Raw genomic sequence first — 16,651 nt, forward strand, 5'->3', positions numbered from 1 at the left:
GATCCTTAGTTCTCGAATTCGGAAAGCGGCGGGCAGGAGCAGACCAGGTTGCGGTCCCCGGCGGCGCCGTCGATGCGCCCGACCGGCGGGAAGTACTTGTCCTGCCTGAGTGTGTGGACCGGGAATGCGGCCTGCTCGCGCGGGTACTCCCGCTCCCAGTCGGAAGATACGACGGCGGCGGCCGTGTGGGGTGCGTTGCGCAGCGGGGAGTTCTCCACCGTGAAATCGCCGTGGGCGACCTGGTCGATCTCCCGGCGGATGCTGATCATCGCCTCGATGAAGCGGTCGATCTCCGCCAGGTCCTCGGACTCGGTGGGCTCCACCATCAGGGTGCCCGCCACGGGGAAGGACAGCGTGGGGGCGTGGAAGCCGAAGTCGATGAGGCGCTTGGCCACGTCCTCGGCGGTGACGCCGGTCCTGGCGGTGAGTCCCCGCAAATCCAGGATGCATTCGTGGGCCACCAGACCGCTCTCCCCCGTGTAGAGCACCGGGAAGTGCTCATCCAGCCGGGATGCGATGTAGTTCGCCGCCAGCAGCGCGGACTTGGTGGCCTCGGTGAGGCCCTGGCCGCCCATGAGCTTCACGTAGGCCCAGGAGATCGGCAAGACGCCGGCCGAGCCGTAACGTGAAGCGGAGATCGCAACTCCAGTTCCTGGTTCGATAGCGCCGGCGTCGTGCGCCTTGTTCGCGTCCCCCGGCATAAACGGCGCCAGGTGCGCTTTAGCGGCAACCGGGCCGACGCCCGGTCCGCCGCCACCGTGCGGGATGCAGAAGGTCTTGTGCAGGTTCAGGTGCGAAACGTCGCCGCCGAACTTGCCCGGCTGGGCCAGCCCGACGAGGGCGTTGAGGTTGGCGCCGTCGACGTAGACCTGCCCGCCGGCCGCATGCACGGAGTCGCAGACCTCGCGGACGTCGGCGTCGTACACCCCGTGGGTAGACGGGTAGGTGATCATGATGCAGGACAGGGCGTCCTTGTTGGCCTCGATCTTCGCCTGAAGATCGGCGTGGTCGATCGTGCCGTCGGAGGCGGTGGCCACCACAACCACCTTCATGCCGGCCAGCACCGCTGAGGCCGCGTTGGTGCCGTGGGCCGAAGCCGGGATGAGGCAGACGTTGCGCTGGGCGTCCCCGCGGGAGAGGTGGTAGCCGCGGATCGCCAGCAGGCCGGCGAGCTCGCCCTGCGAGCCGGCGTTGGGCTGGATGGAGACCTGGTCGTAGCCCGTGATTTCGGCGAGGTCAGCCTCGAGACCGCCGATGAGTTCCCGCCAGCCCTCGGTCTGGGATTCCGGGGCGAACGGGTGGATCGAGGCGAACTCCGGCCAGGAGATGGCTTCCATCTCGGCCGTGGCGTTCAGCTTCATGGTGCAGGAGCCCAGCGGGATCATGGTGCGGTCCAGGGCCAGGTCACGGTCCGAGAGGCGGCGGATGTAGCGCAGCAGCTGGGTTTCGGAACGGTGCGTGTTGAAGACCGGGTGCTGCAGGAATTCGGAGGTGCGCAGCACCGTCTCGGGCAGCTCGAACCCCTTGGCCTCCACCACCGGACCGGCGCCAAAGGCGACGACGACCGCGGAGAGGACCTCCGGCGTCGTGGTTTCATCGACGGACACGCCAACTGTGTCCGCGTCGATGAGCCGCAGGTTGATGCCCCGGGCCTCGGCGGCGGCGATGACCTTGGCGGCCTTGCCGGGCACACGGACCGTGAGGGTATCGAAGAAGGAGTCGCTCGCCAGTTCGCGGCCGACGATCTTCAGCGTGGCGGCGAGGGCGCGGGTGTTGTTGTGGACGGTCTCGGCGATCGCTTTCAGCCCGTCAGGGCCGTGGTAAACGGCGTAGAACGAGGACACGATGGCCAGCAATGCCTGCGCGGTGCAGATGTTGGACGTGGCCTTCTCACGGCGGATGTGCTGCTCGCGGGTCTGCAGGGCCAGCCTGTAGGCCGGGACGCCGGCGTTGTCCTTGGAGACGCCTACGATGCGGCCGGGGAGCGTGCGTTCCATGCCCTCGCGCACCGCCATGTACGCGGCGTGCGGGCCGCCGAAGAACAGCGGCACGCCCAGGCGCTGCGTGGAGCCGACGGCGATGTCCGCCCCCTGCTCACCCGGAGGGGTGATCAGGGTCAGGGCAAGCAGATCCGCCGCCACGGTGACCAGTGCGCCGCGTTCCTTGGCCTCCGCGATCACGCCGGACTGGTCCCACACCCGGCCGGAGACGCCCGGCTGCTGGAGGACGAGACCGTTGATGTCGCCGTCGGGCAGACCGGCGGAGAGGTCAGCGACCTGCACCTCGAAGCCCAGCGCCTCCGCTCGGCCCCTGACGATGGCAATGGTCTGCGGGAGGCAGTCGGCGTCGAGGACGGTCTTGGCCCCGGCAGCGGACTTGTTTTTGTTGGCGCGGCGCATGAGAAGCACGGCCTCGGCAACCGCGGTGGCCTCGTCCAGGAGGGACGCATTGGCCACCGGGAGCGCGGTGAGGTCCTGGACCATGGTCTGGAAGTTCAGCAGCGCCTCGAGGCGTCCCTGGGAGATTTCCGGCTGGTACGGGGTGTAGGCGGTGTACCAGGCGGGGGCTTCGAGGATGTTGCGGCGGATCACCGGCGGGGTGACGGTGTCGTAGTAGCCCTGGCCGATCATCTGCACGGCCGTCTTGTTCTTGGAGGCAAGCTTGCGCAGTTCGGCCAGCACCTGGACTTCGCTGAGGGCGCTGTCCAGGGTGAGGGGCTTTTCCTGGCGGATGGAATCGGGGACCGCGTTGTCAACGAGGCCATCAACGCTGTCGTAGCCGACGGCCTTGAGCATGGTGTCGATGTCGGCCTGGCGGCGGGCGCCGATGTGGCGGTCTGCGAAGGTGGACGGGGACGATTGAACCGTCATGAGAGGAACTCCATAATTCAGGTGGCATCAAGACGCCACGATGATTCGGGTTCCTCCCCGCTCTGTATTGGACCTGAGAGTTTCCGTTTTGCCCTGCTGATAGCAGCGCGCCACTTGCACCGTCGGTGAGCCCGGTTGCCCGGACTGCTTTCCAGAGTTGCCTTGCCGCGGCGGTACGTGGGCCTGAGAGATTCCTGGGGAGGATTTGCTCCTACGGCGCCTGCTGAACGTACCGGCAGGACTCTCCCGCCGCAGATCATAAGCTGTGCCACTGGTCGGTGACACAGCTCACAATTTATCCGGTTCCCGGGCAGGATGCAAAATTTATTTCAATTGAGTCGCTGTTCCCGCGGACGACGGCGGGAGCTCTTCGCCGTTAGTCCATTCGGCGCCTTATTCTGAACGGGATACTTTACATTTTCATGCGCGTCCCGCCAGAGCGCTCATACGCAAGGAGCCTCCGTGAGCCTTCCGGATCAAGCGATGGAACAGGCAGCCCCCAGCAGACCACCAAGCAGGACTCCCGCCGGGGATGCCGCTTGGGGGTGTCTGATCGGGATCCTGGCAGGATTGCTCGGCTTGGGCCCTTGGCTGGTATCCGGCGCACAGCTCCCGTTGCAGAACTTGTGGGGCGCAGAGGTCGTTCCAGACCAGATGCCTGTGTCGTTACTGCCGCTAAGCCAGTACGAACTCACCACGATCGTGGCCCTCCTCACCGTAGGAGGTGCGGCGGCCGGACTCGCGGTGCGCATCTGGTCCCCCGCCCGACGGCGACTGGTGACGTGGTGCGCGGCAGCCGGCGTTCTGGTGGTTCAGTTCACGGCGGCCGTCCAGTCCTTCACAGTGCTCGACGGCGGCTTGACGGGCGGAACAACGGCGAGCCTCTACTTCGCCGGGTTACTCGCGGGCGTGACCGCCTCCCTCGCTGCGGCCCTCGTGGCGCACCTGCTGCTCTGTTCAAGGTCCCGGAGCCTGGCGGCATTGGCCGCCGGACTCGTGGCGGTGCCGTTCGCTTCGTGGACGGTGGAGTGGGTTATCGGCTTCGTTGGGCACATCAACGTCCCCGCGGCAGTGCCGTCCGCGGCTCACTGGATTCCGGCCATCCTCGTTGGTTGCGCCCTGGCATGGTGCGGCCTTCGTCCTGCGCGGCGGGCCGCGGTGTGGGCCGCGAACCTTGCCCTGTTGTGGTTGGTTCCCGCCCTGTTCATCTCGGTCAACTACGTCCTGGGGACCCGTATCCTGGCTGGCGACCTGCAGGAGATGCTGTTAATGAGTCGGCAAATCCTGGCGGCAACACTTGGACCCGAGGGCGGAGCAGCTTCCAAAATCTTGCTGGCTCTGGTCATCGCGTTGGCAGGGCTGGGTGCCAAATCCATTGCCGCCCGCCGGTGGCCGGACGTGCCCACCTTCCCGTCCACGTAAAATCCGGGCTCACCCGCGATGTGTGGACGTGATTGCACCAGCGGATCCGATGGTGCAATCACGGATTTGATCCCAATCCAGCGGACGACGGCKGGACCTCCCGCCTGTTGCCGTTTGCCCTGTACGGCAAAGCAGGCTTTTACAGATGTTCCCCATCGAGCGCATGATTTGCTGCCTGGCGTATGATCCTCGCTCCGTGACTGCCGCTAAGGTTCTGAACGACATCTTTGACTTCGCCATTAAGTAGAGCCTGGCCGCTATGAGTGATCTTTTGCAGGCCATGCAAAGCCATCAAGGGAACATGGATGCCGTCCGAGTGCAATGCCTTTACAACCGCCTGATTGACCAGCCTTGAAATACCATTTTTAATAGTGGAGATGGAGGCCAAGCTCTTGGCAGCGTGGGAACGTACTAGAGCATTCTTATCTTCGAACAGTTGCAGAAGTAAGAGTTGAGCCCACTCCCATTCTTGTAGTGCCACTCCAGCCTCCGGCAGCAGTTGGCAGGCCGCAAGTCGATCATCGGGGCTGTTGCTACATGAAAGTTCCGTTGCTTTGGCCATAGTTTCATCTCTGGTGTAAACCCCGAGTACAGCTCCAACCCGGTAGGCCTGCGCGAATTGGTGATGAACGTCTCCATTCGAGAAGAAGAAGTCCTGTGCTTTCGACAAAATCACACCTTCCCACTGATCCCGTATGTTCTTTTGAACGTCCTCCGGAATGACCGTCCGACCGTACTCAGCGAAACGCTGAAGAGACCGTTCTTTCATTTCGCGAGCGACGTTCCCGTCAGTCAGCATCTCAGCCACAGCTATCCATACCCGCGGCCTGTCGTACAACTTCGCAAAAATCGTCGCCAACTCGCCGGAATCCACGCTTTGGAAGGTCGTTACCCCGTTGACGGCCTCATTTTGTATTCGTTGAATGGAACTAATGCAGTAGTCATCAGCTGTTCGGAGCGTGTTCTCGGCGACATCGTGCAAGTCATCAAAATGACGTACCAGGTACTCAGCCAAATCAGAGGGGGGAGTGTCCTTTAAGAGTGCGGCGTAATCCATCTGCTCTCCAATAGTTTTTGCCTTGTGCGCTATTACATCCGAAGGTTCCTCCGCTAGCTTTTGCTCGCCCCACTGACGCCAAGCTGCGATGATGCCAGGCTCGACTGTCTGCCAGTCGATACTCTCTAGTACTCGCAGCAGATCGCTTTCAACTAGCGAAATTGAAATCTTGGCATTTTTGAGGGTCTGGAGCGTCACCTTTGCCACCTGCGAGTCTCGGCCGCTCGCGGGGACTAGCTTGGCGATGGCAGCCCAAGCACCTCGTTCATCCATCGCATAAGACCCTGCACTACTCTTTGGAGAATCAAGGAATGCCAGTGCTGCGTCCATGGCCTTCTTCAGATCATCGTGCGACAGAAATTGGGCAGCGAACGACAGAACGGCAAGATCTCCTGACGCCACGTCGTTGGGAAAGCTCGATCTTTCGAGGATCATTTTGGCGTCGCCGAGAAGCGCAGCGTCCGGTCCCTGCAGATAGATCAGATCCAGCGTGTTCTTAAGATTGTCACGGGAGCGGGAGCGTCTAAATAGGCGCAACGCTTCTTGCACGTCCCAGAACGAGTTTCCATCGTCATTTCTGTCGTGCTGAAGGACTCTAATTTGGGCTAATGCTGTGCGCTCACTCATGAAGCCGTTCACGTTGCCCGTCAGTTCCGCTACTAACAATGACTCCAAAGCGGGGGTAATGATCGGGTCTTCGCGGTGAAATGAGCGTCGACCACGATTGGCACCAACAGCTTCGTCGAACCAGTGCTGGACAAGCTTGCGATCTCGAGTCGCCCCAGGAAGCCTTCCCCGGTACTCCAGCCAAGAAGCGCGCGACTTCACGACGTCTACCCATGAGCTGCCTTGAAACCCCTCCATCCTCGCACCCAGTTCCCGGGCGTGCGCAGAAAGGGCATCCTGAACATCCAACAAGACTGTTCTAGAATCCCAGCCAATACCGAGGGATACAGGAAAGGCATCGGATCGCAGCGTCTTTGATGAGTATCCGCGGGTCTTTTCCAAGCTTTGGGCAGCACCGGCGTAGTCAAACAGCTCATACTGCCGACTGGCGATTTGGAGGGTCAAGAGTCCCAAGGCTATCGACGACACACTCGTCGAGATGTCGCGCAGGAGCTCATCGTGCAGCTGAAGGAGTTTATCTATAGCGCGGGGGATCTCGTCTAATTCCACCTCTGCCACGGACGCAAATAGAGCTGCTGCAACTCGAGCAGTTGCGGGTATTTCATTATTAGCTGAAAGCTGCCATAGAGTATCTACACCGCCCTTGAGCTCTGAGATCAACAGGGTACTTTTAGCACCCTGAACAAGTTCAGAAACCCACTGAGGCTGATCGGGTGAGAGTGCCTTTTCATACCGCTCCAAGTCTCCAATTCTAAATTGTGCCACCAACGCCAATAGGCCCGGTCCAGTCACAACATCTTGGGAGAAATTAGGGTGGGGAGCCATGGCCCAAGGGGCACCTACAGCAGCTATCCACGCCTCCGAATTCATATCCAACGGCTTGCCTCATATCTTGCCAGTGAGAATTGGGGATCGTTTGCGCGAGAGTCGGAACTTATTGTGGCCGGCGAAATGCCTACTTGACGGAGCGAAAGGCGCATAAGCGCCTCGGCTTGTTCCTTCAATGCATCCGGCTCCAAAGCTCTTATGCCATTCCTCTTGAATGCGGGTGGCAAGTGTTGGCTCACCATATCATCGACCGACGTCTGATCAAGGCTTGGATACGTCGGAGCACATGCCACCAAGACCACTCTAGAGTTGACAGGCGGCGCGATCGCAGTGACGGTCGAGGCTATTTCCTCACCCGAACATAATGCTTGATGTGCACTAGCCGGGTAGAGCACAAAACTAAGCAATGCATCTTTTGCATCAACTAGGTCGAAATTTAGGGGAATTGAGTCTGCCCTTAGAGCTTCAGCGGCGTCTTCTATCGCCATTTCCCATTCGTAACTTAATACCAAAAGAACCTTATAATGGATTACTAATAATTGATCCACTATCGCACATCCGTTGATATAATGATCCTGTTCCGCTCCAGATAGAGTTCAGTCGCACCAGCCCCCGCACCGCATTCCTCACGGTTTACAGTGATGTTCACCACTACCGTATTGTCGTCCAGGTCCTTCCGCTTCATCATGCCCTCTAACTCGCCGCCCAAGAGTGGGCAAGCGCGGACACCCCCCGAAATCGGGGCTAGCATTTGAACAAGCACAGGAACCCGCTCATCAGGAAATGCAAGTGGCGCGAACCACATCAGACCAAGCAATCCAATCCCAACCGCACCGAGTATCTTTCCGATTCGAGTCCGCTTCCAAATGCTTCCTGCCGCCCTGCGAGCCGCTTCGTCCACATCCTTTATCATTTGCTCGATTGATCGATTATCGGGACCTGCACTTGTGGCATTCTCTATTTTGGATTGATATATCGATGCCGCCAAAAACAAACAAACGCTAGATACGAGAACAGCAACGCCGGAGTACCCAACAATCTTCGTGGAAAGAGCGAGCGCTTCACCTTGCGCCGAAAAAAATAGGCCGGCTATCAAAGCTCCGGATGCTGTTGCAAGAAGATTAGCAACAGCTTTTGCTCTTTCCCGCAGCTTGTCAACATCCGCACGAAGCGAATCCATGAGCTTGATTGCATCGGATTCTTCTATTTCTTCCACGGACATATCATAACGACATACCGAGAGTTTGAGTTCATTTCATCGACTGACGGGGCAGGTTTTTCTCTGTTACGTGACGACAACACTTCGGGTTCGTGCAGCAGAAACAGAGGACTAAACCGGGCCGGGCCAAATTAAACCTCCGCAACAGGAGCCGCGAACTGCGCCGCGTACAGCGCCGCATACGCCCCGCCCGCCTCCAACAATGAAGCGTGCGTCCCCTGCTCGACGATCTGGCCGGCCTCCATCACCAGGATGAGGTCGGCGTCGCGGATTGTGGACAGCCGGTGGGCAATGACAAACGAGGTCCGGTCGCTCCTCAAAGCACTCATCGCCTTCTGCACCAGCACCTCGGTACGGGTGTCCACCGAGCTCGTCGCCTCGTCCAGGATCAGCACCGACGGCCGGGCCAGGAACGCCCGGGCGATCGTCAGCAGCTGCTTTTCGCCGGCGGAGACGTTGCTGCCCTCGTCGTCGAGTATGGTGTCGTAGCCCTCCGGCAGGGACCGGACGAACCGGTCCACGTACGTTGCCCGGGCGGCCTCCAGGATCTCGTCCTCCGAAGCGCCAGGCCGGCCGTAGGCGATGTTGTCCCTGATGGTCCCGCCGAACAGCCAGGTGTCCTGCAGCACCATGCCCATCCGCGAGCGCAGCTCGTCGCGGGTCATCGCGGTGACGTCCACGCCGTCGAGCGTGATCCGCCCGGCGTCGAGCTCGTAGAAGCGCATCATCAGGTTCACCAGGGTCGTCTTGCCCGCGCCCGTCGGGCCCACAATGGCCACGGTCTGCCCCGGCTCGGCCACCAGGCTCAGTGAAGAGATCAGCGGCTTGTCCGGTGAATAGGAGAAGGACACGTCCTCAAACACGAGCCGCCCGCGGCCGCCGTCGGGCGCCACAGACGGACAAGGATCAGGCGACTGCTCGTCCGTGTCCAGCAGCTCAAACACCCTCTCGGCCGACGCCACGCCGGACTGGAGCAGGTTCGCCATGGACCCCAGCTGGGCCAGCGGCTGGGTGAACTGCCGGGAGTACTGGATGAACGCCTGCACATCACCCAGCTGCATCGCCCCGGAGGCCACCTGCAGCCCGCCCACCACGGCGATCCCCACGTAGACCAGGTTCCCGATGAACGTCATGGCCGGCATGATCAGCCCGGAAATGAACTGCGCGCCGAAGCTCGCCTGGTACAGCTCCACGTTCTTCTGCCGGAACCGCTCCTCCACCTCGCGCTGCCGGCCGAACACCTTCACCAGGGCGTGCCCGGTGTACGTCTCCTCGATCTGCCCGTTCAGCTCGCCCGTGTGCCTCCACTGCAGCACGAACAGCTTCTGGGAGCGCTTGGCGATCACCGCCGTCGTCACGAGGGTCAGCGGAATGGTCACCAGCGCAATCAGCGCCAGCGTGGGCGAGAGGATGACCATCATCACGAGCACCCCGGCCACGGTCAGCACCGAGGTGACGGCCTGGCTGATGGACTGCTGCAGGCTTTGGGAGATGTTGTCGACGTCGTTGGTCACCCGGCTGAGCAGCTCGCCGCGCTGCACGGAATCGAAGTAGCGCAGCGGCAGCTTATTGATCTTCGCCTCGATCCGCTCGCGCAGCCGGAAGACCGTGCGCTGCACAACGCCGTTGAGGATGTACGCCTGCATCCAGCCGAACACCGACGCCAGCACGTACAGCACCAGCGCCCACAGCAGCACGGTGGCCAGCGCGGTGAAGTCGATCCCGGCGCCAGGGGTCAGCGTCATGGCGCTGAGCATGTCCGCCTGCTGGGTCTGCCCGGCGGCGCGCATCTGGGCGATCACCTGGTCCTGGGTCTCCCCGGGCGGCAGCTGCTTGGACACGACGCCGGCGAAGATCAGGTTGGTGCCCTCGCCCAGGAGCCGGGGCCCGATCACCGAGAACGTCACCCCGACGACGGCGAGCACCAGCACCAGGACCAGCCACAGCCGTTCGGGCCGCAGCTCCCCCAGCAGCCGCCGGGCGGAGGGCCAGAAGTTCATGGCCTTCTCGGCCGGGATGTTCATCCCGGCGAACGGGCCGCCGCGGCCGGGTCCGCCCGCCGGACGGGGAATCCGCATCGGGGTTTGCGTAGCGGGAGCCCCGGGGGCCCCGGGTGCCCCGGCGGCAGGAGCGGCGGCGCGGGCCGGCGTCGGCGCCTTGTCGGTGCGGCTCATGCTGCCTCCTCCGCCGCGAGCTGGGAGTTCACAATCTCCTGGTACGTCTCCGATGCCTCCAGCAGTTCCTCGTGCGTGCCGTGCGCTACGATCCTGCCGCGTTCGAGCACCAGGATCTGGTCCGCGTCCACAATGCTGGAGACCCGCTGGGCGATGATCACCATGGTGGCCCCGGCGGTGTGCTGCTTGAGTGCTTGCCGCAGCCGGGCGTCCGTAGCGGTGTCCAGCGAGGAGAAGGAGTCGTCAAAGATGTACAGCTCGGGCTGTTTCACCAGCGCCCGGGCAATCGCGAGCCGCTGCCGCTGGCCGCCGGAGACGTTGGTGCCGCCCTGCGAAATCGGCGCGTCCAGCCCGCCCTCCAGCTCCTCCACAAAGTCCTGCGCCTGCGCAATCCTCAGAGCCCGCCAGAGCTCGTCCTCGGTGGCGTCGGGTTTGCCGTAGAGCAGGTTGCTGCGCACCGTGCCGGAGAACAGGTAGGGCTTTTGCGGGACCAGGCCGATATGCCCCCACAGCAGATCCGGGTGGAGCTCGCGGACGTCCACGCCGTCAATCCGGACCGAGCCGGAGGTCGCGTCGAAGAGCCGCGGCATCAGGTTCACCAGGGTGGTCTTGCCGGAGCCGGTGCTGCCGATGATCGCCGTCGTCTGCCCCGCCCGGGCGGTGAAGTTCACGTCCTGGAGCACCGGCTGCTCGGCGCCCGGGTAGGCGAATCCGACGTCGCGCATCTCCAGCTCGCCACGGGCTGCCCGCCCGGCCGCGCGCGAAACCGGGCGCAGCGGCGGCCGGACGCTGGATTCGGTCCCGAGGACCTCGCCGATCCGGTCCCCGGACACGGCGGCGCGCGGGATCATGATCGCCATGAAGGTGGCCATCATGACCGACATCAGGATCTGCATCAGGTAGCTGAGGAACGCGATCATGGTCCCCACCTGCATGGAGCCGTCCTCGATCCGGAACGCGCCGAACCAGATCACGGCCGTGCTGGAGACGTTGAGCACCAGCATCACGGTGGGAAACGCGCGCGCCATGAGCCGGCCGGCGCGCAGCGCGGTGTCCGTGACGTCCTCGTTGGCGCGGGCAAAGCGGGCGGTCTCCACGTCCTCGCGGACGAAGGCCCGCACCACACGGATGCCGGTCAGCTGTTCGCGCAGTACCCGGTTGACGGTGTCGATCCGGGCCTGCATCACCCGGAACAGCGGCACCATCCGGAAGATGATCGAGCCCACCGCGGCCAGCAGCACGGGGACGCTGACGGCGATCAGCCAGGACAGCTGCAGGTCCTGCCGGATGGCCATGATCACCCCGCCGATGCAGAGCATGGGCGCCGTGACCATGAGTGTGGCGGACATCAGGACCAGCTGCTGGACCTGCTGGACATCGTTGGTGGAGCGGGTGATGAGGCTGGGCGGGCCGAACCGGGTGACTTCCTGCTCGGAAAACGCCGCGACCCGGCTGAAGATGGCACCCCGGACGTCCCGGCCCAGCGCCATCGCGGCCTTCGCGCCGAAATACACGGCCACAACGGTACAGACGACCTGCAGCAGGGTGACCAGGAGCATCAGCCCGCCCATGCGCAGGATGTACTCCGTGTTCCCCGTCGCCACGCCCTGGTCAATGATGTCGGCATTAAGGGTGGGCAGATAGAGCGAGGCAATGGACGCCGCCAGCTGGAAGACGACGACGACGAGCAACAGCCGCCGCTGCGGCCGGAGGTATTCGACAAGCAGTTTCCAGAGCATCCGGTCTCCACTTCACGCGTCACGGGCACTTGTGTGGGTCAGTTTACGTCCCGAACCCGGGAGCGGGCCGGGTTCCTCTCAGGGCGAATCGGTGTGCGTTTGGTGGGCGTTGCATACGGGGGAGATCGCCGCGATGTGGCGCGCGTCGACGTCGACAAAGAGTGCAACCAGAAGCTCGAATGGTGGAGGCTACTTTGGCTGGGCGACGAAGTCAGCGATCTGAGCGTTCCGTGCCCCTACGAACTCGAGGCTGGCTTGCCGGTAGAGCAGATACTCATCGAGGGTCTTTGGTATGGCACGAGTCGTGAAGTCGGCGAACGGCAGGAAGAACCGGACGCTGGCGTAGTCATCCGTTACCAGGTCCTGGAGCAGAAAGAAATCCACATAGCCACGGAAGTCGCCAAACAAGCCGAAGAACTCGGGGTATAGCTCCAAGGTTTCGGCCAGCGGGCTCGCCTGGCGGAGATAGTGACGCCGGATGCACTCGAGAGTCAGATCGAACCGGTCGGCGATGCGGGGATGAGTGCCTCGGCGCTGATTGATCGTCTGCTTGTTGCTGATCCTGTTGCCCGGGAAAACCATCATCCCGCCGATGGTGTAGCCCTGCCGGCTGAAGGCTTCCTGCTCTGACTCCGGAATCTGCGCCAAAATCGAAGCGGCCCTTGGGTGCCGGCGGAAGGTCCGAATGATCGCGTCACTCGACAGGAAGAATTTGCCCAGTTCGGACTCGTGAAAGAGGTATCTGCGTCGGGTGCTTGCGTCCAGATGGAACAGCGCACCATTCTGCGTAAGCAGAGGCCTGCCCCAGAGCCTCCGATGGGTATTGCGGAGCGCTGGGCTGAACCTATCCGGATCTTTCCCAGAGGGCGTGTCGGAGCGGAAGTCGAAGGTTACGTCGATCTCTTTCGGATCGCCCACGCTAGCGGGGTCGTTCTGGAAGGCGGGCGGCTGTTGCGCACTACGGCACGCGGCTGCGATCTTCGTCGTCCACTCCAAGGCCGCCTCGTACGAGGGCAACTCCAGCACCGCGATGCCTCCATCGAACCGCGCCGTCGGCGGGTTAGTGCCCTCGCGGACGTTCCCGTCGGCGTCGCCCATGACGGGCGGAATGCTCTCATCGATGCCGCCGCCGGACACCCAGACGCCCGCGTCCTTCGCCTCCTGGACAACCGCGTGCGCCGCCTCCGTTGCGGCCCGCAACTCTTCCTCGGGGACAACCCTGGCGGCACTCGGAAACGAGATCTGATACTTGGTCATTCGGGTGGACTCCCTCTTCGCAGCACGGCTGTCGCGTTCATCCTCGCCGACGCGACCGTGCCGCACAAGACTGCAGGTCGGAGCAACCCGACCGTGGCTCATCCGCTTTGTCTGCTTGCCCGGCTGGACTGCTTGCCGGGCCGACGGCCCGGGTGTAGCTTGATGCGGATGCTGCGCATTGGCTCAATCGTCATCCGGGTGGACAACCTCGAACGCCAGATGAGTTTCTGGCAGGCCGCCCTGGGCTACGAGCCGCGGTACGAGCCCGACGGCGACTTCGTGATCCTCCAGCCGCCGGGCGGCGTGGGCACCTGCGTCTCCCTTGACCGTGTCCCCGCGGCCGTCCAGATTCCCCCGCGCCTGCACCTGGACCTGTACGCGGACGCCCAGGACGCCGAAGTCCAACGCCTCCTGGCCCTGGGTGCCACCCGGGTCGAGTGGAGCAAGCGGCCCTCGGACGCCGACTATGTGATCCTTGCCGACCCGGAGGGCAACCGTTTCTGCGTGGTGGACACCGCCGGGAGCCCTTGAAAACTGTTGCTTCGCGGGGGAACGGTGTGCCAGCCTCGAAGTGATCCCGTCGCCGCGGCGACGAGGGCGACGGAGAAGGAGCACGGCATGGGACTCATCCATATCGACCTGTTCACCACGCTCGACGGCGTTGCGCAGGCGCCCGGCGGGCCGGACGAGGACCCTGCCGACGGCTTCGCGTTTGGCGGCTGGCAGGCGCCCCTCATCGACGAGGTCGTCGGGGAACAGATCCAATCCGGGATGGCGGAGTTGGACGCGCTGCTGCTCGGGCGCCGGACCTACGACATTTTCGCCGCGTACTGGCCGCACGCCAACGGTGACATCGCGCAGCTGTTCAACCGCATCCCCAAATACGTAGCCTCACGCGGGACTCCTGCCCTCGAGTGGGCCGACTCCACGCTGCTCGGTCCCGATGTTGCCGCCGCCGTACGCGAACTGCGCGACCGGCACGAGCACATCCACGTGATCGGCAGCCTCGATTTCGTGCAGACCCTGTTTGCCGAGCGGCTCTTCGACCGGCTCACGCTCTGGGTGTACCCGATCCTCCTCGGCAGTGGAAAGAAGGTCTTCGCGGACGGGGTGGTTCCGACGAACCTCAGACTCATCGAGCCTGTCGTCGCCTCACCGAAGGGCGCGGTGCTGCAGCGCTACGCGCTCGCCGACGGCACCCCTGGCGTCGGCGATATGTCGGCCGTGGCCCAGGAGGGCTAAGGCGGCACGCCCGGGCCGTTGCCCGCCCTACTAGCCGTTCAGCACCACGTTGGCCTGCGGCTCGCCCGCCAGCATGATCTCGATCTGCCGCTGCAGCAGCCGGCCCATCCGCGGGCGCATCGCCGAGCTCGCGCCGCCCACGTGCGGGCTGATGATGACGCCCGGGGTCCGCCAGAGCGGGTGGTCCTCCGGCAGGGGTTCGGGATCGGTGACGTCGAGTGCGGCGCGGATCCGTCCGGAGGCGGTGTGCCGGACCAGGGCCTCCGTGTCCGCCACCGGGCCGCGGGCCACGTTCACCACCAGGGCGCCGTCCGGCATGGCCGCGAGGAAGGCGTCACCAATGAGGTGCCGGGTGGAGTCGCTGAGCGGAACCCCCACCACCACGATGTCGTGCTCCGGCAGGAGCGTGTGCAGCTCCGCGATGCCGTGGATCCGGCCGCGGTCATCAATCCGTTCGGTGCTTGCCACCCGGGTCACGCTGGTCTCGAACGGAAGGAGCCGGTCCTCGATCGCCTTGCCCACCCCGCCGTAGCCCACGATCAGGACGCGGCGGTCGGCCAGGCTGGCCGTGGGCCGGGCGTCCCACCGGCCCTCCTGCTGGTTCTGGATCAGGCGGGGCAGCTCGCGCTGGCTGGCCAGGATCAGGGCGAGCGCCAGCTCCGCGGTGGAGGTCTCGTGCACGCCGGACGCGTTGGCGAAGACCCGCCCGGCCGGCAGGAACTCCGCCACCCCGTCGTACCCGATCGACTGGCTCTGCACCAGGGCCGTGTCCACATTTTCCAGACCGCGCAGGACCTGCGGGCCGCCCATGTACGGCGGCACCACGATGTCGATCCGCGCCCGGGGCGGTTCCCCGGCGAGGTCCCACTCCAGGACGGTGACGTCCGGGTGCGGCTGAAGGTATTCACGCAAGGTGGCGTCCGGCAGGCTGACAGTAATTTTCCGGGTCATGAATGCCAGCGTAGTGGACCCGCATCTGGGATTTTTGTCCCACTTGGGCCGCGCCCCGCGCGCTCCGTGGACTTCGCCCCCGGCCCGGCCTAACGTCGGAGGCACCACCCAGTCGAGTCCGGAAAGGCCCATGCACATGATGAATCCGGGCCCCCGGCCGGCCGCTCCCACCCACCGCAGGAACGTGGTGCTCGTCTGGGCCGCCGCTGTGCTGGTGCTGGCCGCCGTCGTGGTCCTTGGCGCCATCCGCACCGTCCCCTCACCCGGCAGTGATTCCCAGACCCGTGACTTCCTGACCCGTGATTTCCCTACCGGTGACGTCCTGACCGTCGCCCACCAGCAGGAGCCGGACCCGGCGGAGGCTGCACCGGCAGCCCCGGCGGCCGCCGCCGTCGACCTTCCCGCCGAGATGCAGCGGATCATCGGCGAACACCCCGACCACCGGATCGGCGTCGCCGTCATGAACACCCGCGACGGCCAGCTGCAGAGCTACGGCGACGTGGCACCATACACCGCGGCGAGCACCGCGAAGGTCCTGACGGCCGCCGCCTACTACCACCTGGTAGAAACCGGCGATAAGTCACTCGACGCTCCCCTGGGTGCGTTCAATGCCGCGTTCCAGCTCAAGGCCATGATCAACACCAGCAGCGACGACTCATGGCTCCTGCTGATGCGGGACGTCGGCTACCCCAACCTCACCGCCTACGCCGCCACCCTCGGCATCACCTACGATCCCGAACAAAACCTGCTGGCCCCGGCGGACACGGCGCGGCTCCTGACGCAGCTCGCCACGGGCAAACTGCTCAACGCCGACCACACCGCGGAGCTCCTCGGCTACATGCAGCACACCAATGACGAGGACCTCATCCCGGCCGCAATCGCGCCCGGCATCACGGTGCACCACAAGTACGGCGTGGTGCAGGGCTACGTCCACGACGCCGCCCTGCTCAGCGCCGGCGACCGCTCCTACGCGGTGGTCATCTACACGTGGGGCCCGGACGACGCCGACAGTGCGGACCGCCTGGACCTCATCCACGACCTGACTCGCCAGCTCACCGGCGCCTTGTTCGGGCTATAACAGGCCAATACTGGCGTGCTGCTGCGAGTGACCTGTTAACAGTCTGAAAATCCACCGATCAAAGGTGGCGCAGGCTCCATTACGGGGGCAGGATGAAAGAAGCGGGAATAGTCTCAGCCGCAGCCCGACGTAACACCACGGTGCTGGGCCGTCTCCTGGAGGAGCACCAGATGTTCATTCCTTCTGA

Annotated in this window: 11 protein-coding genes and 2 riboswitches; of the genes, 4 read left to right on the forward strand and 7 right to left on the reverse strand. The window is 63.9% G+C overall.

Features of this window, described 5'->3' with window-relative positions; all coding sequences use genetic code 11:
• Positions 1–5 precede the first annotated feature (5 nt).
• Positions 6–2,870: an aminomethyl-transferring glycine dehydrogenase gene (gcvP, locus tag AC1DXI_RS11195; protein ID WP_476938672.1), complete on the reverse strand. Its 2,865-nt coding sequence runs from the start codon at positions 2,868–2,870 to the stop codon at positions 6–8.
• A gap of 52 nt (positions 2,871–2,922) precedes the next feature.
• A riboswitch (glycine riboswitch) is annotated at positions 2,923–3,030 on the reverse strand.
• Position 3,031: 1 nt separating this feature from the next.
• Positions 3,032–3,129: riboswitch (glycine riboswitch) on the reverse strand.
• Between the two features lie 395 nt (positions 3,130–3,524).
• On the opposite strand from gcvP, the gene AC1DXI_RS11200 reads away from it, so the two are divergent.
• Positions 3,525–4,292 (forward strand): hypothetical protein, encoded by a 768-nt coding sequence (locus AC1DXI_RS11200; protein WP_476938673.1) that lies wholly within the window; start codon positions 3,525–3,527, stop codon positions 4,290–4,292.
• A gap of 139 nt (positions 4,293–4,431) precedes the next feature.
• Here AC1DXI_RS11200 and AC1DXI_RS11205 read toward each other — a convergent pair whose 3' ends face one another.
• The 5 genes from AC1DXI_RS11205 to AC1DXI_RS11225 form a co-directional block, all read right to left on the reverse strand.
• Positions 4,432–6,717, reverse strand: a complete 2,286-nt coding sequence (locus AC1DXI_RS11205) for a hypothetical protein (protein WP_476938674.1) — start codon at positions 6,715–6,717, stop codon at positions 4,432–4,434.
• Positions 6,718–7,351: 634 nt separating this feature from the next.
• Positions 7,352–8,020 carry a hypothetical protein gene (locus AC1DXI_RS11210; protein ID WP_476938675.1) on the reverse strand — a complete coding sequence of 223 codons (669 nt, stop codon included), beginning with the start codon at positions 8,018–8,020 and terminating at the stop codon, positions 7,352–7,354.
• A 134-nt stretch (positions 8,021–8,154) separates the two neighbouring features.
• Entirely contained in the window at positions 8,155–10,197 is a 2,043-nt protein-coding gene (locus tag AC1DXI_RS11215; RefSeq protein ID WP_476938676.1) for an ABC transporter ATP-binding protein, read from the reverse strand.
• A complete protein-coding gene (locus AC1DXI_RS11220; RefSeq protein ID WP_476938677.1) occupies positions 10,194–11,936 on the reverse strand; it encodes an ABC transporter ATP-binding protein in 1,743 nt (580 codons plus the stop codon). Before AC1DXI_RS11220 ends, AC1DXI_RS11215 begins: the two co-directional genes overlap by 4 nt.
• Positions 11,937–12,125: 189 nt before the next feature.
• Positions 12,126–13,193 (reverse strand): DUF6994 family protein, encoded by a 1,068-nt coding sequence (locus AC1DXI_RS11225; RefSeq protein ID WP_476938678.1) that lies wholly within the window; start codon positions 13,191–13,193, stop codon positions 12,126–12,128.
• Between the two features lie 168 nt (positions 13,194–13,361).
• On the opposite strand from AC1DXI_RS11225, the gene AC1DXI_RS11230 reads away from it, so the two are divergent.
• The gene (locus AC1DXI_RS11230; RefSeq protein ID WP_476938679.1) at positions 13,362–13,724 is read left to right on the forward strand and encodes a VOC family protein; all 363 of its coding nucleotides are present in this window, start codon (positions 13,362–13,364) and stop codon (positions 13,722–13,724) included.
• Between the two features lie 87 nt (positions 13,725–13,811).
• Positions 13,812–14,435, forward strand: coding sequence for a dihydrofolate reductase family protein (locus AC1DXI_RS11235; protein WP_476938680.1), 624 nt, complete (start codon positions 13,812–13,814; stop codon positions 14,433–14,435).
• Between the two features lie 30 nt (positions 14,436–14,465).
• On the opposite strand, the gene AC1DXI_RS11240 is transcribed toward AC1DXI_RS11235, so the two are convergent.
• Positions 14,466–15,386, reverse strand: coding sequence for a 2-hydroxyacid dehydrogenase (locus AC1DXI_RS11240; protein WP_476938681.1), 921 nt, complete (start codon positions 15,384–15,386; stop codon positions 14,466–14,468).
• Positions 15,387–15,522: 136 nt separating this feature from the next.
• Between AC1DXI_RS11240 and AC1DXI_RS11245 the strand changes: the two genes are divergently transcribed.
• On the forward strand, positions 15,523–16,464 hold the full coding sequence (locus tag AC1DXI_RS11245; RefSeq protein WP_476938682.1) for a serine hydrolase: 942 nt from the start codon (positions 15,523–15,525) through the stop codon (positions 16,462–16,464).
• The last annotated feature ends 187 nt before the right edge of the window (positions 16,465–16,651 follow it).

It is taken from the genome of Arthrobacter sp. P1_H7, from assembly GCF_056405215.1.